Raw genomic sequence first — 23115 nt, forward strand, 5'->3', positions numbered from 1 at the left:
TTTCATGAGCCATGGAGTAAAAGTCCGTGTCTGGGGTGATTTGGCGTTATTCTCCAGACCGGAAATGAAAGTAGAGCGGTGTAGTTATGATGTGATGACGCCGTCAGCGGCCAGGGGTATTTTAGAAGCAATCTACTGGCATCCTGGTATGCGTTGGATAATAGATCGGATTTATGTCAGAAAACCTGTTCGTTTTACCAGTGTACGAAGAAATGAAGTAAAAGATAAGGTTCTGGCAAGTAAGGTGCTGTCTGCTGTAAATGGAGGCAAGAATCCGCTGTATATCAGCACCAAGAAAACGATTGTTCAGAGAGCTTCCATATTACTGCAGGATGTGGACTATGTCATTGAGGCACATTTTGAAATGACGGAGCAGGCAACCGACAGTGATAATCCCGGAAAGTTTAAAGATATTATTATGCGCCGCTTAAGGAAAGGTGAATGTTATCATATGCCTTATTTAGGATGTAGAGAGTTCCCGGCTAATTTTGAGCTCTTTGAGAAAGCAGATATTGATACAGCCTATCCTGGTGAAGACAAGGATTTGGGCTATATGTTATATGATTTTGACTATTCAGATCCGATGGATATTCAACCGATGTTTTTTCGGGCAGTTTTAAGGGATGGCATCCTGGAACTAAGGGATTGTGAGGTGGTACGATGATATTGCAGTCTCTGGTTCAGTATTATGAAACGCTGGAGAGAAGGGGAGAAACAACAAAACCCGGGTGGTGCAGGGCAAAGGTATCATTTGCGCTTGAGCTTTCTCCAGATGGAGATTTGATTCGGGTCCTCTATCTGAAAGAGGAAAAGGAGAGAGGGAAAAAGACAGTTTGGGAACCGCAGCTGCTTACAGTGCCGCAGATGATTATCAAGACTTCGGGAATAGCGGCAAATTTTTTATGTGATAATTCCAGCTATTTTTTAGGAATTGACAATAAGGGTAAACCAGAACGTTCGAAAGAGTGCTTTCAATATGCCAAAGAAAAGCATAACCAGATTTTAAAGGAAACAGATTCTATGGCATCCAAGGCTGTGCGGAGATATTTTGAAAAATGGGATCCCGCTGTAGCGATGGAGAATCCCGTTTTGGCTGAGAATTTGGAAGAAATACTAGCCGGAGCGAATCTGATATTTTATTTTGCCGGTAGTTATCTGCAGGAGGACAGTGCAATAAAAGCCGCATGGGAAAAATACAGGCAGGAGACATCGGATGGTCCGAAAGGAATTTGTCTGGTAACTGGGCAGAAAACTAAAATTTCCAGAATTCATGGAACGATTAAGGGAGTAGCGGGAGCACAAACCAGTGGAGCAGCATTCGTTTCGTTTAATGCACCTGCATTTGAATCTTATGGAAAAGAGCAAAGTTTTAATGCTCCTGTAGGAAATTATGCTGTATATGCATATACGACAGCACTTAATCATTTGTTAGGGGATAGAAAACATGTGACAACGATTGGAGATACAACGGTGGTATATTGGTCGGAGGACGGAGAGGAAGTCTGCCAAGATGTGTTTGCAGATGTATCTGCTCCATCCAGTGCTAATTACGAAGTTGTAGATGGTGTATTTAAAAATCTGGAAGCAAAAAAAGCAGTAAATGTTCCCGGGGTGGATAAGGCAATTTCTACGGAACAGCGATTTTATATACTGGGTTTGTCACCAAATGCAGCCAGACTTGCAGTACGTTTCTTTTATCAGGACAGTTTTGGCAATATACTAAATCATATAAAGGCTCATTATGACAGGATGGAGATTGCAAAATCAGCAAAGGATGAGATGCAATATATGGGCATCTGGAGAATGTTGATGGAAACTGTAAATAAAAAATCTAAAGAAAAGAAACCGCTCTCCAATATGGCAGGAGCTGTCTACAGGGCAGTTGTTTCGGGAGAGCGCTACCCCAATTCCATGTATCAGGCTGTGATGGGGAGAATACGGGCGGAACAGGATGACAGTGATAATCGGACTTATAAAATCACCAGAGGAAGAGCAGCAATTATTAAGGCTTTTTTGCTTAGAAACACAAACTATGGCAAGGAGGATATAACTGTGGCACTAAATGAGAAAAGTGAGAATGTAGTTTATACATTGGGCAGAGAATTTGCAGTATTAGAGGAAATACAGGAGGCAGCTAATCCTGGTCTTAATGCAACAATCAAGGATCGGTATTTTAACTCGGCCTGCGCAACACCGGCATCTGTTTTTCCAATTCTGTTTAAATTGAAGAATAGCCATATCAAGAAGATGAGAGATAAAAAAAAGGAAATTTATTATGAGAAAATTTTAACTGATTTACAGGGGAGGATTCCGCTTGCCGATACAGGAGTTTTGGCATATCCAAAGAGATTGTCACTGGAAGAACAAGGGATGTTTATTTTGGGGTATTATCATCAGACACAGAAACGATATGAAAAAAAAGCCAAGGAGGAAGTATAAGATGGGAGATGTAATTAGAAACAGATATGAATTTGTTGTGTTATTTGATGTGGAAAATGGAAATCCTAATGGGGATCCGGATGCGGGAAATCTGCCAAGAATAGATCCAGAAAGCGGTTATGGAATTGTTACTGATGTATGTCTGAAGAGAAAAATCCGTAATTATGTGGATACAATAAAAGAAGAGAAAGAGGGATATAAAATCTATATTAAGGAAGACGTTCCTCTAAACCGGAGCGATCTGACAGCATATAGCTATTTGGGAACCACCGAAAAAGGGATTAAGGATTTAAAGAAAAATGATCCGGACGTAGACCGAAAAATCCGTGATTTTATGTGCAAAAACTTTTTTGATATCCGAACTTTTGGGGCGGTCATGACGACATTTGTAAAAGCGGCATTAAACTGTGGTCAGGTTCGCGGACCCGTTCAGCTTGGATTCGCCAGAAGTGTGGATCCAATTATTAGCCAGGAGGTCACGATTACACGCGTTGCCATTACGACAGAAAAAGACGCAGAAAATAAAAGTACGGAAATGGGCAGGAAAAGCATTGTGCCTTATGGGCTTTATCGGGTGGAAGGTTACATATCTGCCAATCTGGCAAGAAAAGTAACAGGATTTTCAGAGGAAGATTTGGAACTGTTATGGGAAGCGATAATCAACATGTTTGAAATTGATCATTCAGCAGCCAGGGGTAAAATGGCAGTTCGTGAATTAATCGTGTTTAAGCACAGCAAAGAGATGGGAGATTGTCCGGCTTATAAATTATTCGATGCTGTTGAGGTACATAAGAAGGAAGATATAATTTATCCAAGGCAATACAAGGATTATTCAGTAACGATCCACGAAGACCAGATTCCGGATTCGGTAGAAATATCAAGAAAAATATGATGGAATATAAGGAAGAAGATTACTTAATGCTCTCAGGGATTCAGCATTTTGCATTTTGCAGACGGCAATGGGCACTTATACATATTGAACAACAGTGGCAGGAAAATGAACATACTATAGCCGGAGAACTGCTGCATAAAAATGCTCATGATCCGTATTTTAAAGAGAAAAGAAAAGATGTAGTTATTAGTCGGGCATTGCCTGTGTTTTCGAGGAGAATGGGTATCAGTGGTGAATGTGATATTGTCGAGTTTAGAAAAACAGAGGATGGAATTCCGCTTTATGGGCACAGAGGGTTTTATCAGATTTATCCTGTTGAGTACAAGAAAGGAAGTCCAAAAGATTCTCAGATTGATATTCTACAGCTTACAGCGCAGGCCATGTGTCTCGAAGAAATGTTTTCCGTAGAAATTAAGGAAGGTGCTATTTTTTATGGAGAAATACGTCACAGAGAAACCATCAAAATTACTGATGAATTGAAAATGCAGGTACGAGAGTCCTTTGATGAAATGCACCAGCTCTATAACAGGAGATATACGCCAAAAGTGAAATGGACGAAAGCTTGTAATGCCTGCTCCCTGAAAGAAGTTTGTATACCAAAATTGGGAAAAGCCTCTTCTGTGAAAACGTATATTCATAAGGTGATAAGGGAGGAGTCCCCATGAGAAAATTGCTGAATACATTATATGTAACATCACAGGATAACTATCTTTCTCTGGATGGAGAAAATGTGATAATATTAGATAAAGAACAGGAGGTAGGGCGTCTGCCGCTTCATAATCTGGAGGCCATTGTCTCCTTCGGGTACAGGGGAGCAAGTCCTGCACTCATGGGTGGATGTGCTAGCCGGAATATTGCCCTGTGTTTTCTGACACCACAGGGAAAGTTTTTAGCAAGAGTGACTGGAAAGGTGAAAGGAAATGTTGTCTTAAGGAAGAAGCAATATGAAGTATCTGATAATCCAGTTATGTCTGTAGGAATAGCAAGAAACTGTATTCTTGGAAAAGTATATAATTCTAGATGGGTACTGGAACGGGCAATCCGGGATCATGGTGTTTCTGTGGACTTGGAAATGCTAAAAAAGGCTTCCGGTCATTTGAAAAACTCGTTGAGCAGCATAGCAACATGTATGGACTTGGCGCAGCTTAGGGGGTATGAGGGGGAGGCTGCAAGTGTTTATTTTGGAGCGTTTGATCAACTGATTTTACAACAAAAGAAGGAGTTTGTATTTTCGGGCAGGAATAAAAGACCCCCTATGGATAATGTAAATGCAATGTTATCTTTTGTATATACACTTTTGACCAATATGATAGCTTCTGCACTTGAAACTGTTGGATTGGATCCATACGTGGGATTTATGCATACGGATCGTCCAGGGAGGGTTTCTCTGGCATTGGACTTAATTGAGGAGCTAAGGCCAGTTCTGGCGGATAGATTTGTTTTAACATTAATCAATAAAAAAATGATTACCGGAAAAGACTTTACAAGAAAAGAAGATGGTGCTGTCTTAATGAAAGAGAAGGCAAGAAAAGATATGTTAGTGGAATGGCAGAATAAGAAGAAGGAAGTCATTACTCATCCATATCTTGGAGAAAAAGTAGAATGGGGCATGATTCCTTTTGTTCAGGCTATGCTATTAGCCAGGTATTTAAGAGGAGATATTGATGAATACCCACCATTTTTCTGGAAATAGGAGGTTCTTATGTTAGTACTCGTTACTTATGATGTGAATACAGAAACAGCTTCCGGAAAGACACGGTTAAGAAAGGTGGCAAAGCAATGTGTGAATTATGGAACTAGAGTTCAAAACTCAGTCTTTGAATGCGTAGTGGATCCTGGGCAATGTCTTTTGCTAAAATCTATTCTAACAGATATTATTGATGAAAATGTTGATAGCCTTAGATTTTATTATTTGGGGAAACAGCGAAATGCTAAAGTGGAGCAGATCGGGGTCTGCAAAGGCGTAAATGTAGATGAGCCTTTAATCTTTTAGTGTGTGGTTAAAAAATAGTCAGTATCCATTCATTTATCTCTGTATGGGTCTGATTGAGTCATCTAAATCAGATGGATGTAAAAATGATGCGACAGCACTTGCAACAGATGATGCCCATGGTGGAACAGATAACAGAGTACTTGCTGCAGAAAAAAATACTGAACTAATCACTAGTAGCTTCACTTAGAAAGTAACCCCAGGTTTTGAACTTGATGAAACCGAAACAACAGTACTTGGTTGTCCAGTAGGACACATACCAGAAAGTAGCTCTTCTTTTCCACCACCAGTGTACAGTTTCTAAAACTTATAAACGGGTTGCTAAGCTGTTTACTTCAAAACGCAACACATGAACGTGCAAGAACCCAAGGGGATTGAACTGGATGAGCGATTATGCAAGCTTTCGAATCGGAATAAGTCATTATTTGAAGCTAAAATAGCAGCACTTAATTTCTGAAAGCTCATTAACTACTATTGAAAGGTTTGGATCATTAGACTTAAATCCAGTAATTACTTAGATAATCGGTAGTAGATGGCTTGATCACAAGCCACGAAACTTGAAGTATTGAATAAACTAAAGATTTACAATTATAAATATGGGGTTTTCAAGGCGCTGAAATGGGCTAGACTAATTCAACAGAATTGCCATATTTGTATACCAACCAGTAAATGGATGACTTTGTGCGAAATATATGTGCGCAGGAATTTCCAAGGAGATTCGCACCGGAAAGATAGGGAATATCAATTGTGATTTGAAAAAACTAATAATGAAAGAATAAAAAGAGTAAATAATAGTGTGGTTTATAGTGATTATTTATAGAAAATGAATTGTTTTTTGTGAAAATTTGCTGTCACCACCTTCGGGGTGGTGTGGATTGAAATTATTGTATTACCATTATTATCTTTACTCTTTATTGTCACCACCTTCGGGGTGGTGTGGATTGAAATTCTATTGTCCACATCGTGCCTCCATAATCTTTTAGTCACCACCTTCGGGGTGGTGTGGATTGAAATCCAGCAGTTGATGTTATTCAGGAGTTGAGAAAAAGTCACCACCTTCGGGGTGGTGTGGATTGAAATGGCTACAATGTTAGACATAAGATCTACATCATGGGTCACCACCTTCGGGGTGGTGTGGATTGAAATCGGCTATGTTTGCGTTGTCTGCAACCATGCTGTCGTCACCACCTTCGGGGTGGTGTGGATTGAAATCTTTGTTGTGTGACATTTTCTGTCTTTGAAAAAGTCACCACCTTCGGGGTGGTGTGGATTGAAATTTTTAGACGACAACGGAACTCCCGATAACGTGCATGGTCACCACCTTCGGGGTGGTGTGGATTGAAATAATTGTTTTTGAATCAAAAGCGGATGAAGTAATCGTCACCACCTTCGGGGTGGTGTGGATTGAAATCTGTAGCATCAAACAGTGTCTGCAATCGCCTGGGTCACCACCTTCGGGGTGGTGTGGATTGAAATCATTTGCTGCTTTTGTAAAACTGCTTTGTCTCTTGTCACCACCTTCGGGGTGGTGTGGATTGAAATAAAGATATCACTCCTTTTAATCAAATGGAAGTTCGTCACCACCTTCGGGGTGGTGTGGATTGAAATGCCAACAGTCGGAACTTCGTGCCCAATTGCCTCGTCACCACCTTCGGGGTGGTGTGGATTGAAATGTAATTGCATGGATGAGTGCCTTAAACTGCGTAGTCACCACCTTCGGGGTGGTGTGGATTGAAATCCCTCTACGGCGTCAAGGTACTTTTCGACTGTGGTCACCACCTTCGGGGTGGTGTGGATTGAAATAATTTTTTTATTTTATTTTTTCGCTTGATTTTTTGTCACCACCTTCGGGGTGGTGTGGATTGAAATTGTCTGACATTCGCATATCAGTCAAAGAATCATCAGTCACCACCTTCGGGGTGGTGTGGATTGAAATCGGTAGACCCAGCCAGTGCTGTATTGCACGTACAGTCACCACCTTCGGGGTGGTGTGGATTGAAATAATACAAGTGGATCTCCAGACTCTCTGATAATATCGTCACCACCTTCGGGGTGGTGTGGATTGAAATGTCTGACAGCATTGTAAATTCACCGTCTTTCAACGTCACCACCTTCGGGGTGGTGTGGATTGAAATATCAGTCAAAGAATAAGAACGCCAGAATATTATCGTCACCACCTTCGGGGTGGTGTGGATTGAAATTAACAGATTAGGGCATAAACAAGTCAGCACCACAGTCACCACCTTCGGGGTGGTGTGGATTGAAATCATAGTCGATCTGTGGCGTCTGTCCTGTTTGCTGGTCACCACCTTCGGGGTGGTGTGGATTGAAATCCTGAAACGCATTGATGATATCAAAAATCATCTGGTCACCACCTTCGGGGTGGTGTGGATTGAAATATCTGTGACAAATCTTAAAATATTTACTGTATAGTCACCACCTTCGGGGTGGTGTGGATTGAAATCGTGTTTGGTGGTGAAAACGGTCAGCGGATTACTGTCACCACCTTCGGGGTGGTGTGGATTGAAATATGGATGCAACAATGATGCTGTTCAGTGTCCGAACGTCACCACCTTCGGGGTGGTGTGGATTGAAATCAGATGTGCAAAAGAAACCATTCACCGCGATTGAGTCACCACCTTCGGGGTGGTGTGGATTGAAATAGTATTAGTAAGGCTCTGGATGGGCGCACAGGCGTGTCACCACCTTCGGGGTGGTGTGGATTGAAATGTAAATATCAAGCCAATTTTCCAGAGGCATAGTCGTCACCACCTTCGGGGTGGTGTGGATTGAAATGTTTGGATGCAGCTTTTGAAATACTAAATCCATTGTCACCACCTTCGGGGTGGTGTGGATTGAAATAATGAGTTGTAATCAATGGGCTGAAAATTTTGCGTCACCACCTTCGGGGTGGTGTGGATTGAAATAGATCAGGAGAAAGCATTAGAAGAAATGATGGAAGTCACCACCTTCGGGGTGGTGTGGATTGAAATTTACAACTTTACGGGTTAAGTCCGTAGCAGATACAGTCACCACCTTCGGGGTGGTGTGGATTGAAATCGCTTGATGATATCGCCGTTGGTTACATGGGCGGCGTCACCACCTTCGGGGTGGTGTGGATTGAAATCTTCGTATTATCACCTCCAATTGCTTTGAGTATATCGTCACCACCTTCGGGGTGGTGTGGATTGAAATGTTATGCTTTGATAAATGCAGCACATAATGTTGTGTCACCACCTTCGGGGTGGTGTGGATTGAAATGAGTTGTGTCTCGAGGAAACAATCAACGTCTCCGAGTCACCACCTTCGGGGTGGTGTGGATTGAAATAGAGAAGGCCCTATCAGATTCCATGCTTCAAGGCAGTCACCACCTTCGGGGTGGTGTGGATTGAAATATATCTGGATCCGCCCCATTCGAAACCGATTAAGTCACCACCTTCGGGGTGGTGTGGATTGAAATTGTTCAAATTCTTCACGGTCGATTTCTCGACTATGTCACCACCTTCGGGGTGGTGTGGATTGAAATTCAATAAAGAAAAGCCGGAAGAAGTAAAGGTTGAGTCACCACCTTCGGGGTGGTGTGGATTGAAATCAGATGTGCAAAAGAAACCATTCACAGCGATTGAGTCACCACCTTCGGGGTGGTGTGGATTGAAATCCTCCTTTTTTGTACAAAAATAGCACCTATACAGTCACCACCTTCGGGGTGGTGTGGATTGAAATTGGATGTGTTTGGCGTTATTGCTGATGTTGTCGGGTCACCACCTTCGGGGTGGATTGAAATCTTGACAAAGAAAGTTTTCTGGCCATGGACTTAGAGTCACCACCTTTGGGGTGGTGTGGATTGAATGTATGGAGTAGAAGAATAGTTTATAGTTGATTCTGTCACCTTTTACAAATATCTGTTTGAGATCCCTCTCCTGACAAGTAGTCTTGAACTGCCTGCCTTTTTAATTGAGCCGAATAACAACTCTTATAACCGCTCATTAAAAGTGTTTCTTCTCCCATACTCTCATTAGGGAGCATATTACTTTAATGCGAAGCCACTTTACATGTGCGCCCGGTGGTGCACGTTCAACCGGTGCAAGTCCGGAATCCGCCTAGTAGTGGGAAGGATACAGCCGAAGGCAAAGGTGTTCATCGCAAGGTGAAATCTGAAGAAGCCGGATGTTGGAATAGAACCAACGGGCAAATCTCTGGTCTGACGAACAGAAATCACATCAGGCTATGCAAGAGGATATGGCATGACAAGTTGAAGTCCAATTACACGGAATCATGTATGGTATATGTGGCAGATGGATGGAGAGAAAGAATGTGTGAGTATCAGGGTTATCGCCAGTTAATGATTATTACCAGTTGGTTCTAGAATGACCTTTAAAACTTAAAAATAGTTTCCTCAACTGGTAATAATCCTTGGTACTTAAGATGTGCTTATCTTCTGACGGATTCGTTGTAAGATGTCCATATCTTCCCATTTTGGTTTTTCATCCATCTCTTTTTTCGGTTAAAACAGAGGCACTGGATTGGAGCACAGCCGGTATCATTGCTTCGGAACCAATTTCAAGATAGACATTATGACAATCTTGTCATAATAATCCTGCGTTTCGTAAATGGACTGGTGTCCCATATATAATGAAAGATATTCAAGGTTGGCATTCACATCCCCTCCCTGTTCAATAAGCTGCTGCAGAGAATGTACTGCAAAAGTATCACGGAGATCATGCAGGCGTGGCCCGTAGCCTCTTCCACGATGCGGAATCCCTGTTTCCCCTATCAGGTTGCAGAAATATCTGTATGCAGTATTTGTGCCAATCTGCCCGTTGTGCAGATCAGAGCCAGAATCAAAAAAATATACATTATGGCGGCTACAGCGTTCTGATAGATATTCCTCACATTTTAGTGAAAGGGACTCTGTAATGGGGAGCAGCCGTTGTCTCCCGTTTTTTGATTCCGTAACGAGCACCGTGTGTCCCACCAATGAGACATCGGAAAGCCTCAGTGACAATGCCTCGGAAATACGCATTCCGGTACAATAAAGCACCGTATATAAACATGAAATGACATTTTTCATGTTTGGGTTTACACTGTCGTAGCAGGAATGAAAGTCAGATGCTTCCTGTAGGAGGAGGATTATCTGCTCCCTGCTGAAAATATAAGGCGTATAAGTGCTTTTTCTGCTACCATGAAGCCCGGTAACATAAGCATCTTTTATTCCAATCCTGTGCATGTACCACCCTAGTTCCCTTAAAACGGAAGCATCTTTTAAAACAGAGGAAAGCCTGCGTTGATCTGTTATCTGTAGAAATCCGTCAACGGTTTCTTTGTCTAACATTGTTGCAACACTTGGAAGGGAACAGCAGTAATTATCAAATGTTTTTAGTACGGAGACATAAAGGCGCTCTTTTCTTCCGGTTGATTTTTTGTATTTTACGAATCGTTCAAATATATCTTTCATTCCACATTTATAACCATGTTCATTCATTGGACGGCACCTCCAATGAGCAGCGTGAGAGTCTTGAAATATCAACTTTTGAATACAGGCGTGCTGTTTCTGCTGAGGTCTGCCCCAATACATTTGCTATAGTAAAGATAGAATGCCCATCATTAACCATGCTGGTAGCAAGAGAATAGCGCAGACAGTGTGAACCGTACTTCCTTTTACCGATATCAATATCGCAGGAAAGGAATGCATTCCTGACCACACTGCTGACCGATTTTGAACACAGTCCCATTCCGTCAGCTTTGAGAAAAAGCAACCTGGAACTACCGCGTGGGCGTTCATTTAGGATGTAATCAGTAATGGCATTCCCTACATGCGGTAGAATCTTGTGGCTGATAGAAGGACATGAAAGGCATTCCTACAGATCTGTTCCCGGCGGCTCAGTTGGTAAGAGGGAAGGTTCCATATGTCCTTCTCCCTTGTATTTATAAGGAAGGATACAATTAAATCTTCATCTAGTTCCTTGTCGCCTGCTTCTTTGCAAAAAGAACGGTAAAAGCAGGCATAATTCTTGTGGATTGTCTGTTCTTTGATACCTGCATCTCTTAGTTTGGAGAGCAGGTCACCTGTAATCGTTTGTACTAACATCTTTATCACCTCATAATGGTATTTCAGCAAAGCTGATATCTCCATTATAGATGATATGATTATTCCCAGTTGATTGTGTAGGAATACATTATTTCAGTCATTCTAGAACCAACTGGTAATAATCATTAACTGGCGATAACCCAGGTTATTACCTGCTAGTAATAACCCGGGGAGGTCTGTATGAAATGCTTTGAAAGGAGTAACCACCGTTCAAGGAAATGAGGCGGTGCCATGCAGAAGTCAGTAGAGATCATAGTGTGCGACTTGAAAGTCGCTGTTTAAATTGTGATAGATTCACTACTACATCCGTTTGAAGTAGTAATACGAGTTTTTGCGTTTCGCAAAAGCCTAATTGGAGCATTCTCTGCTAGTATTAAACCTTATAGATTTAATCTATTCAAGTCTTATGTCAAGTCTTAATAAGCACCATTTCATTCATTGTATGAAACAAAGTACCATATATTATGTATTTTATAGACATTTCTGTTTCGCGATAATATAATAGTCACAATAGAAAGAAATAAATCTCGGTAAAAAACATTAATTTGCATATCACATATTAAAAAAAGGAAATAATATTATGAAAAGTGTAAGGGTGAAACTGAGAGAGTACTTAACACATGCGAGTAATACAGAACGAGAAATTATACAATTCATTTTGAAAAGTCCTGAAGATGTTTCTGTTATGAGTGTCAGGGAATTGGCCAGAGTTACATTTACATCGCCTTCGACAGTAACGAGATTTTGCAAAAAAACCGGATTTAACGATTATAAGGATTTTCAAAGATCATTGATGTATGAAAACGCTATGCGAAAGGAAGCTATTACAGATAAAAATTCAGAGATCAAAAAGGATGATTCAATTGAACAGCTAGTGAACAAGATTATTTACAAGAGTATCGTTTCTCTTGAGGAGACAAAAAGTCTGATAGATTTGGAGATCCTTGATGGAAGTGTATCTGTTATACAAAAGGCGAAAAGAGTTGCTTTCTTCGGAATGGGAGCGTCTTTACTGGTGGCAAAGGATGCTTGCCTGAAGTTTATGCGGGTCAATAAAGTATGCATAGTGAATGAGGATTTTCACGCACAGCTGGTTCAGGCGAAGAATATGACCAATGAGGATGCAGCGATTATTATCAGTTACTCAGGAATGACAAGGGAGATGGTGGAATGCGCGGAAATCTTAAAAGATGTTGGAGTACCGATTATTGCCATTACCTGTTATCATGAGTCACCATTATCAAAAATTTCTGACTATAATCTATATGTTACAGCAACCGAGTTTGAGTTTCGAACTGGAAAATTAGGTTCACGACTTTCACAATTGGCAGTCATTGATATGCTGTATGTTACATATGTCCAGGAAAACTATGAGACTTGCATGGACAGTCTTAGAAGAACTTATATCTCCAAAGAGGAGAAAACCAATCATGAGGGAGAGATTCGATGGCAAATTTAGAAAGACTGATGACAGAAAAGAGAAATACGAAAACTATGAATCTGGATGAGATGTCCCCTTATGAAATCATAACAATCATGAATAAGGAGGACCAGAAGGTTCTGGATGCAGTCCATGATGCGCTTCCGCAGATCGGAAGAGCCATAGAATGGACAACAGAAAGCCTGCAGAAGAACGGGAGAATCATCTACATAGGAGCAGGCACCAGCGGACGTCTTGGTATTTTGGATGCTGTGGAATGCCCCCCTACCTTTGGAGTCTCTTATGACACGATTGTAGGTGTAATTGCAGGAGGCGAAGGAGCATTTGTAAAGGCAGAAGAGGGGGCGGAAGATGATCCGGAGCTTGGGAAGGAAGATTTGAAGCGGATATATCTTTCATCGAATGATGTTGTGATAGGTCTGGCCGCCAGCGGCAGAACACCTTATGTGCTTGGTGCACTTCAATATGCAAAGGAGGTGGGCTGCAGGACAGTAGCGATATCCTGTAATACAAATACAAAGATTTCGGAGAAGGCAGACTGTGCAATAGAGCTTCTGACGGGTCCGGAGATTCTGACCGGTTCCACCAGATTAAAGGCAGGGACTGCAGAAAAGATGGTTTTAAATATGATATCTACAGTCAGTATGGTAGGGATAGGAAAGGCGTATCAAAATCTGATGGTAGACTTGCGGCAGACGAACAAGAAACTTGTAACCCGAGCGGAGAATATCGTGATGGAAGCGGTAGGCTGTGAGAGGGACGAGGCAAAAAAAGCTTTGCGGGAAGCTGGCGGAGGAGCAAAGCTTGCAATTACAAAGATGCTTTTGAACTGTGATATAGAAACTGCCCGGGAGTGCCTCACGCAGGCAGATGGAAAAGTGAAAGTTGCCGTGTCAAAGCGGTTAACCATATAAAAAAAGGAGGGTTTTATTTTATGAAAAGAAAAAGAATGGCGGCATTGGGGATGGCAGCTGTAATGACACTTTCATTATTGGCGGCAGGCTGTGGTGGAACAGACAAAGGGGGAAGTTCATCCGCTTCCGGTACGGCCGCAGAAGGAAAAAAGGACGTGGTAACAGCTTTACTGCCTCCGGTTTCTGCTACTTATCAGGATAAAATTAACACCTACATTGAGGATTTTAATAAGGAGAATCCGGATATTGAAATTAAAGTCACAACGGCAAGCTGGGAGGATGTAACGCAGAAGCTGGATGTTCAGGTAAATGCCGGATCACCGCCGGATATTGCCTTTATCGGCAGCAGCGGAGTAACAAAGTATCTGGATACGGATATGGCTGTAGATATTTCAAAATATCTGGAAGAGGATCAAATAAATGATTTTGATGAAAATGTTCTGAATTATTTTAAGAATCAAGAAGGACTGTATGGTCTTCCGGCCTACTGTGAGATTCAGTGTATCGGAGGAAACAGAGAACTTCTGGAGACTGCCGGAATTGACTGGAAAGCAGTACAAAAAGATGGGTGGACATATGATGAATTTCGAGAGGCTATAAAAAAGGGAGTTGTGAAAGAGGGTGATCAGGTAAAAACCTACGGATTTCTCTTTGCCTGTGCCGGTGTTACAGCAAAGGACTATTTTGGGATCTTTGTTAAGAATGCAGGGCTGCCAGATGCTTTTGATAAGGACTTAAAGTATGCATATACCAGTAAACAGATGCTTACATTTCTGGAAGATTTGAGAGCCTTAATTGATGATGGTTCTATGCCAAAGGAACTGGGTTCTATTGATGCCGGAAAAAGATGGAACATGATGCTTACCGGGCAGACCATGATTACAGGAAAAGGATTGTCTTCCTTTGAAAAATCAGCCTATGAAAACACTGAAAAGCTGAAGAACAATGACAGCAGTGCGGTAGAAGGAAGTATTCCTGTGGAATATGTAGTACTTCCTGTACCGGTATTTGAAGAGGGAAAGCAGCAGGCACAGGGGGCGGTTGACGGATACATCTGCCTTACAGGGGAAAAGAATCCGGATGAACAGCATCTGAAAAATGTTGCAAAGGTTGCATACTACCTTGCCAGCAGTGAGCGTGCTGCTCAGACCTGTCAGGAGCTTTATTTAAAGCCGGTTTGTGAGACCGGACGTACTGCTTATGAGAAACTGCCTCCAATTGAAAATAAGAATGAGGATAATACAAAGGCAGTGGAAACCCTTACAGCACAGATTGCAGAGGCAAGACCGGACATACCGGCTGACAAGGGTGCTGCGGCCATAAAGATTCAGGATGAAGTTATTATGCCGAAATTCCAGGGGCTGCTGGCAGGGGAGGTTACACCTGAAGAGATGTACAAGGCAATTGTGGATACAGGACATGCGGCATTTGGTGAGGAAGGATGTGTATCAGATGAATCTTAAACTTTTGGAAAACTAGCACATTAAAGTGATATCCTGTAAGCAATGCTTACAGGATGTTCAAAACAAATTGTCGGACGTACCTGATAGAATGGGAGGATCCTGAATAGTGAAAAAAATGAAGAAAGAAGCCATGTGGGCATATGTGTTCATACTGGTTCCGTTGTGCACATTTATTGTGTTCACATTGTATCCTGTAATCTCTGCAGCTGTTATCAGCTTTCAGAAGTATAAACCACTGGGTTCGGAGTGGGTCGGGTTGGACAATTATATAAATACTTTTAAGAATGGCTTATTCTATAAGGCCCTGAAAAATACACTTGTATACTCCATTATAACGGTACCGGTATCCATGCTGTTATCATTCATGATTTCCATTATGATTTTGCCATTTCGGAAGAAATTGCAGTCAGTATTTAAGGCGGCCTTTTATCTCCCGGCAATTGCGTCAGGGGTTGCATTATCCTTCGTGTGGAAATGGATTTATGATCCGCTTCCGTCCGGATTGTTGAATAATGTGGTTAAGATGTTTGGCTTATCCAACCAAAATTGGCTGGGGAGCCAGAAAACTGCAATGCTGTCCCTGATCATCATGGCCGTTTTCGCAGGTCTGGGACAGAATGTCATCATTTATACCGCTGCATTGCTTGGAATTGATTCGACCTATTATGAGGCGGCTGATATAGATGGAGCTACCTTCTTTCAGAAAGTACGTTATGTCGTATGGCCAATTGTAAAACCCACTACGGTTTTTCTGACCATTACAGGAGTAATCAATGGTTTCCAATCCTTCCAGAACGCATATCTGATGACAGGCGGAGGGCCTGACAATGCAACGACCATGGCAGGATTGCTGATATTCAATCGTGCATTTACATATTTTGAATATGGAGAAGCCTGTGCCCAGGCTTTGATTCTTGCCGCAATCATAGCAGTTTTTGCGGTGCTGCAATTTAAACTCAGTTCCGGAGACGTGGAATATTAAAAGGAGGGCATGATGGGATTATATAAAAAATATAGCGGAAAACTAAAATATAAAGGAAAAATCCGAAATGTGATTCTGGCAGCTGTATTATTCACGATTGCTCTGGTCACATTGTTTCCTATTTATTATATGGCAATCTCCTCCTTTGGAGCACCGACAGAGGCAGGCGGAGCCAGCTATTCGCTGATTCCGAAACATTTTACGCTGGATTCTTATAAGTTTTTCTTTTCTTTTAGCACCTATTCTTTTCGCTGGTTGCTGAATTCTTTGTTGGTAGCTTCTGTGGTCACAATTAGCAATGTGATTTTTGCAACACTGGCCGGCTATGCATTTGCAAAATTGCGTTTTCCCGGATGCAAGGTATTCTTTTTTGTTCTTCTTGTGGCGATGATGGTGCCTTATCAGGTAACACAGGTTCCCCTGTATATCTTGATCGTCAATGTCTTGAAGATCCAGGATACCTACATGGCTCTGGTTGCACCGACTCTTGTGACTTGCTACAATGTATTTTTGGCAAAGCAGTTCTTCACTTCGCTGCCGACTTCTATTATAGAATCAGCAAAGATCGAGGGGTGTAGTCAGCCTATGATCGTATGGAAAATTGTTGTGCCGCTTTCAAAAACCATACTTTCGGTCATGGCAATTATGACGTTTCTCGGAGAATGGAACACCTTTTTCTGGCCTTTCCTAGTCTGTAATTCAGAGTCCATGCAGACCATTCAGGTTGGCTTGAAAAACTTCAGCTTTGCAAATACAACTTACTTTGCACCGATGATGGCGGGTGCTACAATTTCCGCTCTTCCTATGTTCATTCTGTTCTTTTCACTGCAGAAATATTTCCTGGAAGGGGTTACGGTAGGTGCGGTGAAAGGGTGAGTGTCATGAAAAAAGAAAAACCATATCTGCTTGGACTTGACGGTGGAGGAACAAAGACGATGGTCTGCGTTGCAGATGAAGAAGGCAACATTTTAGAGCGGTTCGAATCCGGAGCGTTTAACATGAATGGACAGAGCAGGGAAAAAGTACTTCAGACTCTGAGTGATATTTACGTCCGGCTTGAAACGCTTGGATATGAAATCAATAAATGCTGGGGAGTCGGCATCGGAGCCGCTGGAATCAGTAACCCGGCGGTTTCTCAATTTTTAAGGGAAGCGTTCCAACAGGAGGGTTTCCACTGCCGTATCGGATTGTTTGGGGATCACGAAACGGCCCTGGCGGCTGCCTTCCCGGAATGTCGCGGAATGGTATTGATTTCAGGAACCGGCTCAATCTGTATAGGGAGGGATGCGGCGGGCAGGCAGTACAGGGCAGGAGGATACGGGCATCTGATTGATGACGTGGGCAGTGCTTATGCGATTGCCAGAGATATGCTTTCAGCGGTGGTACGCGCAGAAGACGGAAGGGCAGAATCCACACTTCTTAAGAAATTGATTTTTGAAAAATTAAGTATTCAAAAAACAGAAGACCTGCTTGAATTTTTATATCAGCCAGGCCGTTCGAAAAAAGAAGTGGCATCGCTGGCTCCGCTTATCAGTCAGGCGGCCGCATATGGAGATTGTCCCGCAATGGAGATAGAAAGAAAGAGCGCCCGGGATCTGGCCGACCTTGTAATTGCTGTAGCCGGAAAGATGCCGGAGGAAAAGCATCTTGCTCTGAGTGGAAGTGTGCTGCTCCACAATCTGAATATACGAAGGCTTGTGTGCAGCTATCTGGAAACGTACGACGGCTCTATAAAAATCATTATGAACCATGGGGAAGCGGCGGTCGGTGCACTTCGGCTTTTTAGGATGACAGACGATGCATGTCCGGAGGGAAAGAGATGATAAAAAAGTATCTGACGATAGATATTGGAGGAACATTTATAAAATACAGCATCATGGATGAGAAATACAGGATACTGGAGGAAGGGAGCGAGGGGACAAGAAAAAATCCAGAGGAATTTTTAAAGCAGCTGGAAACATTGGTACTTCGTTACAAGACAGAGGTGGAAGGAGCGGCGGTTTGTATTGCCGGATTCATCAATCCCGAAACAGGAGAAAACACGGACGATAGTGTTGGTGAAAATTTCAGGGCTTACAATTTGAAACAAGCGCTTTCCACAGCAGGGGATTTCCCGGTTATTCTTGAAAACGACAGCAATTGTGCTGCCCTTGGTGAGATGGTGCTGGGGGCAGGCAGAGGTCTTCGGGATTTCTGTCTTTTAACGTTTGGCACAGGGATTGGAGGGGCACTTGTTTTGGATGGTAATCTGTACCGTGGGAAACATTTTAAAGCAGGAGAAGCTGGTTTGACCTTACTGAGATATTCTATGACAGATGGTAAAACTTCATGTGAAAGCGCAGGAGCCACATCGGCCCTGGTACGGGAGGTATCCCGGACGCTTGGAAGAGATGTGGATGGAATCTATATCTTCGGACATCTGGATCATCCGGATATCTTAAAAAAATATAACGTATGGTTGGAAAAGGCAGCGCTTGTAACAGGCAATACAGCCATGCTGCTGGATCCGGAGGCAGTCCTGATCGGAGGAGGAATCTGTGGCTCCCCAAGGTTTATAGGCGATCTGCAAAAGACTGTTTACCACATGTTTCCGCAACTTGAGGATTATACGGAAATCAGAGTGTGTGAAACAGGAAATCAGGCGGGCCGAATCGGGGCGCTTTCTTTGTTTCTGAAACAAGCCTTTTAAGAGAGGAGTATAGGATGGAGAAAGGTATTAAGATTGTAACAATCGGAGGCGGTTCTAGTTATACGCCGGAGCTTGTGGACGGGTTTTTAAAGAGATATGACAGCCTTCCGGTGAGAGAATTGTGGCTGGTGGATGTACCGGAGGGTGAGCATAAGATGCAGGTAGTTGCCGGACTGGCCCGCCGTATGGTAAAAAGGGCGGGGGTGCCTATGGAAATCCACACGACGCTGGATCGCCGCACAGCGCTGAAAGATGCCGAGTTTGTGACAACACAGCTTCGTGTAGGGCAGCTTCAGGCCAGAATTAAAGATGAGAGGATTCCAATTTCGCATGGAATTCTCGGACAGGAAACGAATGGGGCGGGAGGATTGTTTAAGGGTTTAAGAACAATTCCAGTCATTATGGATATCTGCCGGGATATGCAGGAGTTATGTCCAAAAGCATGGCTGATTAACTTCACGAATCCGGTAGGAATGGTGATGGAGGGGATTCATAAGTATACGGATTTTCACAAGATCATCGGTCTGTGTAATGTGCCTATTGGAATGCATCGTGCCATTGCAGAACTTTTAGGACGCAGGATGGATGAGGTGCAGGTAACTTTCGGCGGATTGAATCATATGGTCTTTGCCACAAAAGTCATTGTGGATGATAAAGATGTGACAAAAGAAGTACTGAAACTATGGGGCGGCCAGAGCGTTAAGAATATCAAGGGAGTTGTCTGGAATCCTGACTTTATAGAAGAACTGGGTGTGCTTCCCTGCTCTTACCACCGGTATTATTATATGACAAAAGAATATCTCCAGGAAGAGCAGGAAAAGTTTGAGAAACATGAGGTACGGGCGGAATTTGTAAAAGGTGTGGAGGAAGAACTGTTCAAGCTTTATGAGAACCCCAGTCTGGATCAGAAGCCGAAGCTTCTGGAAGAACGGGGAGGGGCCTATTACAGTGACGCAGCATGTAATCTGATTAACTCCATCTATAATGATAAGCGGGATATCCAGGTGGTCAATACAGTAAACCATGGTGCAATAGAAAATTTTGAGGATGACGAAGTTGTGGAGGTTAGCTGTGTGATTACTAAAAATGGGCCGGTACCTCAAAAGGTTGGCCGGCTGCCAAAGGCAGTCAATGGATTGATTCAACAAATTAAATCTTTTGAGGCAGCAGGAAGTGCAGCGGCAGTTACAGGTGACAGGAAAAAAGCCCTGCTGGCATTGATGATCAATCCGCTGGTCATGTCACAGAAGACTGCAGAGGTTGTGCTTGAGGAACTATTAGAGGCGCATCGGAAATATCTTCCACGGTTTTTTGCAGACAAAACTTCTATAGATAAGGAGGAGCAGCTATGAGGACAGTGCATGTACAGAAGGATTCACCGTTACTTGTAAAAACATATCAACTTTTTGCGCAGTCGGTACAAAACGGGGATATGCTTTCTAAGAAAATGAGCTTTGAAAAATTTCAGGATACATTTTTCCCGGAACGGAAAGGAATTACAGCTGTCAATCTGTTGGAAGAAGAGGGAAGGGCATTTGCCTTTGGGTGTCTGGATGAAAGCATACAGAAGACCTTCATTACCATGGTGATTGTGAAAGAAGAGGAACGGGGCAGGGGGCTTGGCAGATGGATTTTAAATGAGCTTGAGCAGGAGCTGATAGCTCGTGGGAAACGGCATAGACTGGAAATTTCCTTTTTTAATCCGATAACGTTATCCTGGGTTATTCCGTGGAGGAGGGGCGCGGAACATCCGAATATGCCGGGTGTGGATGTCGGATCCGGTGCATATCTTTTCTTGAAAAACTGCGGATACCGGGATTTTTCCATGCAGAACAGCTACTACACGGCTTTGAATACTTATCATTACCCCAAGGCTATGGAGGATAAGAAGAACGAACTGGCTCATGCAGGATTTAAACTGGATCTATATGATGAGAGGATACATACCGGGATGGAGGAGATGCTGCGCAGATTCGGAAATCCCATGTGGGAGCGGGAGATACTTGGAGAACCATCACGTCAAAAAGGCGGACGTCCGATTCTGGTTCCGCTCTATGAAAAGCGGGTATGTGGTTTCACGGGACCGTTGGATGTTGAAAAGAATGGAAGAGGGTATTTTGCAGGAATTGGAATTGACCCGGATTTTCGCGGAAAAGGATTGGCTAAAGTATTGTTTTGCGAATTGTGTCAGACGCTTAAAAAAGAGGGGGCATCCTATATGACCCTTTTCACGGGAGAAAATAATCCGGCCAGAAACATATATGAGGATGCGGGTTTCTCCATCGTAAGAACCTGGGCTGATATGAGGAAGGAAGATTAAAGAAAGTACGATTAAAGACAGAACGAGGAGGTATGATATGGCAAAAACAGTTATGGCGATAGGGGCGCACATAGGAGATGTGGAGCTGACCTGCGGAGGTGTATTAGCTACATATGCTTTAAAAGGATATCAAGTCATCACAGTGGCACTGACCGGTGGGGAAAGGGGAAATCCGCCTCATCTTACGGTGGAGGAATACCGGAAGCAAAAAGAAGAGGAAGCAGCAGGTTTTGCCGGAGTCCTGGGTGGAACAGCGGTTGTACTTCCCTATGTGGACGGGGAGCTGCCGGATAATGAGGAGGTCCGCTATCAGGTGTGTGATCTGATACGCAGCTACAGGCCGGAAGCGTTGATGACACATTGGAAATACAGCATGCATAAGGATCATGAGCTGACGCACAGAATCGTCAGGGATGCACAGTTTTACGCCGGGCTGCCTGCAATCATACGAAAGGATAAGGCTCATTTTGCAAAAGGGCCGTACTATGCGCAGAATTGGGAGGATTCTCCTGAATTTCAGCCATATGTCTATACCGTGGTGAGCCGGGAGGGATTCAAGCTTTGGAAAAAAGCCATCCGGCTGCATTGGTTTGCGGTGAACAGCCCTAGCTTTCCCTATATGGATTACTATGCCCATCTTATGCGATGCAATGGCTGTCTGGCAAGAACAGAATATGCCGAGGCTTTTGCGGTAAATGAAGAGGATAAGAGGATCACAGTACATGAGTTTTGATTGGAGGCCGGTATGATAAAAAATGGAATTGACTGTATTGGCAAATATGATAAGGTATTGCGTGGGAAAAGGCTGGGTCTTATCACATCGATATCAGGAGTAGACCAGAAGCTTTGCTCTACGATAGAAATACTTGCAGGAAAATATGAATTGCGTGCACTCTTTGCCCCGGAGCACGGTGTCCGGGGAAATGTGGGGGCAGGGGATGTCGTGGACAGCTATACTGACCCCTATACAGGGATACCGGTGTTCAGTCTGTACCGGAAGGATTCCAAACGTCTTACAGAAGAAATGCTGGAGCTTGTGGATGCGGTTGTCTATGATATCCAGGATCTGGGTGTCCGTTACTTTACCTTTATTTCAACGATGTATTATGCCATGCAGGCCTGCGAAGGCTGCCAAAAAGAGATGATTATTATGGACCGCCTGAATCCTTTGGGCGGAAAGGCAGAGGGAAATCTGATAAAGCCGGAGTACGAAAGCTTTATCGGGGCGTATCCTTTGTGCATGCGCTATGGATTAACTATAGGAGAACTGGCAGAGATGATATATGAGGAACAGCAGTATCATTTTCCGCTGACCGTAATTCCGATTGAGGGATGGAATCGGGAGATGCTGTTTCCGGAGACGGGAAACATATGGGTGATGCCAAGTCTTGGCATGCCCAGGTTTGAGACGGCGCTTTTATATCCGGGGACCTGTCTGTTCGAGGGGACAAATCTTTCAGAGGGGAGAGGAACCGCAGCTCCCTTTGAACTGATTGGGGCGCCCTATGTGGATGGGTATCGGTTTGCAAAGCATATGAATGAAAGGAAGCTGCCGGGAGTTCTTTTCTCTCCCGCCTATTTTGTACCCTCAACTTCCAAGTATGAGAAGGAAGAGTGCCAGGGAGTACACATTCATATTACAGATATAAATGCTTTTTGTCCTGCAAAGACTGGTCTGACGCTGTTGTATGCATTCCGCAGCTGCTATCCGGAACATTTCCGGTTCTTAGAGCCTTTCCGCGAAGGGGGAAGGCGAAGTATTGAGCTGTTATTCGGAAACAATAAGATTATCGATTCAAATATATCATTGGAAGAATTACTGGAATCTTTTGAAAGAGACAGTGAGTTATTTTGCAGGCGTAAGGAAAAGTACCACAGGTATTAAAAGCAAAGTGTT

General features: G+C 43.2%; 20 protein-coding genes and 1 CRISPR repeat array. Of the genes, 17 read left to right on the top strand and 3 right to left on the bottom strand.

Going from position 1 to position 23115, the window contains the following annotated elements; all coding sequences use genetic code 11:
* The first annotated feature begins 4 nt into the window (after nt 1–4).
* The 6 genes from cas5c to cas2 are packed head-to-tail and all read left to right on the top strand — an operon-like array spanning nt 5 to nt 5324.
* A complete protein-coding gene (gene cas5c / locus INP51_RS02790; RefSeq protein WP_193736231.1) occupies nt 5–664 on the top strand; it encodes a type I-C CRISPR-associated protein Cas5c in 660 nt (219 codons plus the stop codon).
* The gene (gene cas8c, locus INP51_RS02795) at nt 661–2439 is read left to right on the top strand and encodes a type I-C CRISPR-associated protein Cas8c/Csd1 (protein ID WP_193736232.1); all 1779 of its coding nucleotides are present in this window, start codon (nt 661–663) and stop codon (nt 2437–2439) included. Before cas5c ends, cas8c begins: the two co-directional genes overlap by 4 nt.
* Nucleotide 2440: 1 nt before the next feature.
* On the top strand, nt 2441–3331 hold the full coding sequence (gene cas7c, locus INP51_RS02800; protein WP_193736233.1) for a type I-C CRISPR-associated protein Cas7/Csd2: 891 nt from the start codon (nt 2441–2443) through the stop codon (nt 3329–3331).
* Entirely contained in the window at nt 3331–3996 is a 666-nt protein-coding gene (cas4, locus tag INP51_RS02805) for a CRISPR-associated protein Cas4 (protein ID WP_193737215.1), read from the top strand. The genes cas7c and cas4 overlap by 1 nt, the downstream gene beginning before the upstream one ends.
* On the top strand, nt 3993–5024 hold the full coding sequence (gene cas1c, locus INP51_RS02810) for a type I-C CRISPR-associated endonuclease Cas1c (protein ID WP_193736234.1): 1032 nt from the start codon (nt 3993–3995) through the stop codon (nt 5022–5024). Before cas4 ends, cas1c begins: the two co-directional genes overlap by 4 nt.
* A gap of 9 nt (nt 5025–5033) precedes the next feature.
* Nucleotides 5034–5324 (top strand): CRISPR-associated endonuclease Cas2, encoded by a 291-nt coding sequence (gene cas2, locus INP51_RS02815; RefSeq protein WP_193736235.1) that lies wholly within the window; start codon nt 5034–5036, stop codon nt 5322–5324.
* 847 nt (nt 5325–6171) lie between these two features.
* A CRISPR array of direct repeats spans nt 6172–9044; the repeat unit is 32 nt; unit sequence GTCACCACCTTCGGGGTGGTGTGGATTGAAAT.
* An 817-nt stretch (nt 9045–9861) separates the two neighbouring features.
* Here the strand turns inward: cas2 and INP51_RS02820 are convergent.
* The 3 genes from INP51_RS02820 to INP51_RS02830 are packed head-to-tail and all read right to left on the bottom strand — an operon-like array spanning nt 9862 to nt 11454.
* Nucleotides 9862–10803: a tyrosine-type recombinase/integrase gene (locus tag INP51_RS02820; protein ID WP_193736236.1), complete on the bottom strand. Its 942-nt coding sequence runs from the start codon at nt 10801–10803 to the stop codon at nt 9862–9864.
* On the bottom strand, nt 10796–11077 hold the full coding sequence (locus INP51_RS02825; RefSeq protein ID WP_230406860.1) for a tyrosine-type recombinase/integrase: 282 nt from the start codon (nt 11075–11077) through the stop codon (nt 10796–10798). Before INP51_RS02825 ends, INP51_RS02820 begins: the two co-directional genes overlap by 8 nt.
* A gap of 53 nt (nt 11078–11130) precedes the next feature.
* On the bottom strand, nt 11131–11454 hold the full coding sequence (locus tag INP51_RS02830; RefSeq protein ID WP_193736237.1) for a hypothetical protein: 324 nt from the start codon (nt 11452–11454) through the stop codon (nt 11131–11133).
* A gap of 535 nt (nt 11455–11989) precedes the next feature.
* Between INP51_RS02830 and INP51_RS02835 the strand changes: the two genes are divergently transcribed.
* From INP51_RS02835 to INP51_RS02885, 11 genes are all read left to right on the top strand, one after another.
* On the top strand, nt 11990–12868 hold the full coding sequence (locus INP51_RS02835; protein WP_193736238.1) for a MurR/RpiR family transcriptional regulator: 879 nt from the start codon (nt 11990–11992) through the stop codon (nt 12866–12868).
* Nucleotides 12856–13764 (top strand): N-acetylmuramic acid 6-phosphate etherase, encoded by a 909-nt coding sequence (gene murQ, locus INP51_RS02840; protein ID WP_193736239.1) that lies wholly within the window; start codon nt 12856–12858, stop codon nt 13762–13764. The genes INP51_RS02835 and murQ overlap by 13 nt, the downstream gene beginning before the upstream one ends.
* Nucleotides 13765–13784: 20 nt before the next feature.
* A complete protein-coding gene (locus INP51_RS02845) occupies nt 13785–15227 on the top strand; it encodes an ABC transporter substrate-binding protein (protein WP_193736240.1) in 1443 nt (480 codons plus the stop codon).
* A gap of 115 nt (nt 15228–15342) precedes the next feature.
* A complete protein-coding gene (locus tag INP51_RS02850) occupies nt 15343–16209 on the top strand; it encodes a carbohydrate ABC transporter permease (protein WP_193737217.1) in 867 nt (288 codons plus the stop codon).
* 9 nt (nt 16210–16218) lie between these two features.
* Nucleotides 16219–17085: a carbohydrate ABC transporter permease gene (locus INP51_RS02855; RefSeq protein WP_230406861.1), complete on the top strand. Its 867-nt coding sequence runs from the start codon at nt 16219–16221 to the stop codon at nt 17083–17085.
* Between the two features lie 5 nt (nt 17086–17090).
* Nucleotides 17091–18032 carry a BadF/BadG/BcrA/BcrD ATPase family protein gene (locus INP51_RS02860; protein WP_193736241.1) on the top strand — a complete coding sequence of 314 codons (942 nt, stop codon included), beginning with the start codon at nt 17091–17093 and terminating at the stop codon, nt 18030–18032.
* Nucleotides 18029–18898: an ROK family protein gene (locus tag INP51_RS02865; RefSeq protein WP_193736242.1), complete on the top strand. Its 870-nt coding sequence runs from the start codon at nt 18029–18031 to the stop codon at nt 18896–18898. The genes INP51_RS02860 and INP51_RS02865 overlap by 4 nt, the downstream gene beginning before the upstream one ends.
* A 14-nt stretch (nt 18899–18912) precedes the next feature.
* Complete coding sequence (locus tag INP51_RS02870) at nt 18913–20250, top strand: 6-phospho-beta-glucosidase (RefSeq protein WP_193736243.1); 1338 nt, start codon at nt 18913–18915, stop codon at nt 20248–20250.
* Nucleotides 20247–21218: a GNAT family N-acetyltransferase gene (locus tag INP51_RS02875; protein ID WP_193736244.1), complete on the top strand. Its 972-nt coding sequence runs from the start codon at nt 20247–20249 to the stop codon at nt 21216–21218. Before INP51_RS02870 ends, INP51_RS02875 begins: the two co-directional genes overlap by 4 nt.
* A 37-nt stretch (nt 21219–21255) precedes the next feature.
* The gene (locus INP51_RS02880; protein ID WP_193736245.1) at nt 21256–21951 is read left to right on the top strand and encodes a PIG-L deacetylase family protein; all 696 of its coding nucleotides are present in this window, start codon (nt 21256–21258) and stop codon (nt 21949–21951) included.
* A gap of 12 nt (nt 21952–21963) precedes the next feature.
* Entirely contained in the window at nt 21964–23103 is a 1140-nt protein-coding gene (locus INP51_RS02885; protein WP_193736246.1) for an exo-beta-N-acetylmuramidase NamZ family protein, read from the top strand.
* Nucleotides 23104–23115 lie beyond the last annotated feature (12 nt).

The organism is Blautia liquoris (genome assembly GCF_015159595.1).
GTDB classification, from domain to species: Bacteria; Bacillota; Clostridia; order Lachnospirales; family Lachnospiraceae; genus Novisyntrophococcus; species Novisyntrophococcus liquoris.

Coding starts and splice junctions, on each gene's coding strand:
- cas5c (WP_193736231.1), top strand. CDS start 5: ATGAGCCATGGAGTAAAAGTCCGTGTCTGGGGTGATTTGGCGTTATTC.
- cas8c (WP_193736232.1), top strand. CDS start 661: ATGATATTGCAGTCTCTGGTTCAGTATTATGAAACGCTGGAGAGAAGG.
- cas7c (WP_193736233.1), top strand. CDS start 2,441: ATGGGAGATGTAATTAGAAACAGATATGAATTTGTTGTGTTATTTGAT.
- cas4 (WP_193737215.1), top strand. CDS start 3,331: ATGGAATATAAGGAAGAAGATTACTTAATGCTCTCAGGGATTCAGCAT.
- cas1c (WP_193736234.1), top strand. CDS start 3,993: ATGAGAAAATTGCTGAATACATTATATGTAACATCACAGGATAACTAT.
- cas2 (WP_193736235.1), top strand. CDS start 5,034: ATGTTAGTACTCGTTACTTATGATGTGAATACAGAAACAGCTTCCGGA.
- INP51_RS02820 (WP_193736236.1), bottom strand. CDS start 10,803: ATGAATGAACATGGTTATAAATGTGGAATGAAAGATATATTTGAACGA.
- INP51_RS02830 (WP_193736237.1), bottom strand. CDS start 11,454: ATGGAGATATCAGCTTTGCTGAAATACCATTATGAGGTGATAAAGATG.
- INP51_RS02835 (WP_193736238.1), top strand. CDS start 11,990: ATGAAAAGTGTAAGGGTGAAACTGAGAGAGTACTTAACACATGCGAGT.
- murQ (WP_193736239.1), top strand. CDS start 12,856: ATGGCAAATTTAGAAAGACTGATGACAGAAAAGAGAAATACGAAAACT.
- INP51_RS02845 (WP_193736240.1), top strand. CDS start 13,785: ATGAAAAGAAAAAGAATGGCGGCATTGGGGATGGCAGCTGTAATGACA.
- INP51_RS02850 (WP_193737217.1), top strand. CDS start 15,343: ATGAAGAAAGAAGCCATGTGGGCATATGTGTTCATACTGGTTCCGTTG.
- INP51_RS02855 (WP_230406861.1), top strand. CDS start 16,219: ATGATGGGATTATATAAAAAATATAGCGGAAAACTAAAATATAAAGGA.
- INP51_RS02860 (WP_193736241.1), top strand. CDS start 17,091: ATGAAAAAAGAAAAACCATATCTGCTTGGACTTGACGGTGGAGGAACA.
- INP51_RS02865 (WP_193736242.1), top strand. CDS start 18,029: ATGATAAAAAAGTATCTGACGATAGATATTGGAGGAACATTTATAAAA.
- INP51_RS02870 (WP_193736243.1), top strand. CDS start 18,913: ATGGAGAAAGGTATTAAGATTGTAACAATCGGAGGCGGTTCTAGTTAT.
- INP51_RS02875 (WP_193736244.1), top strand. CDS start 20,247: ATGAGGACAGTGCATGTACAGAAGGATTCACCGTTACTTGTAAAAACA.
- INP51_RS02880 (WP_193736245.1), top strand. CDS start 21,256: ATGGCAAAAACAGTTATGGCGATAGGGGCGCACATAGGAGATGTGGAG.
- INP51_RS02885 (WP_193736246.1), top strand. CDS start 21,964: ATGATAAAAAATGGAATTGACTGTATTGGCAAATATGATAAGGTATTG.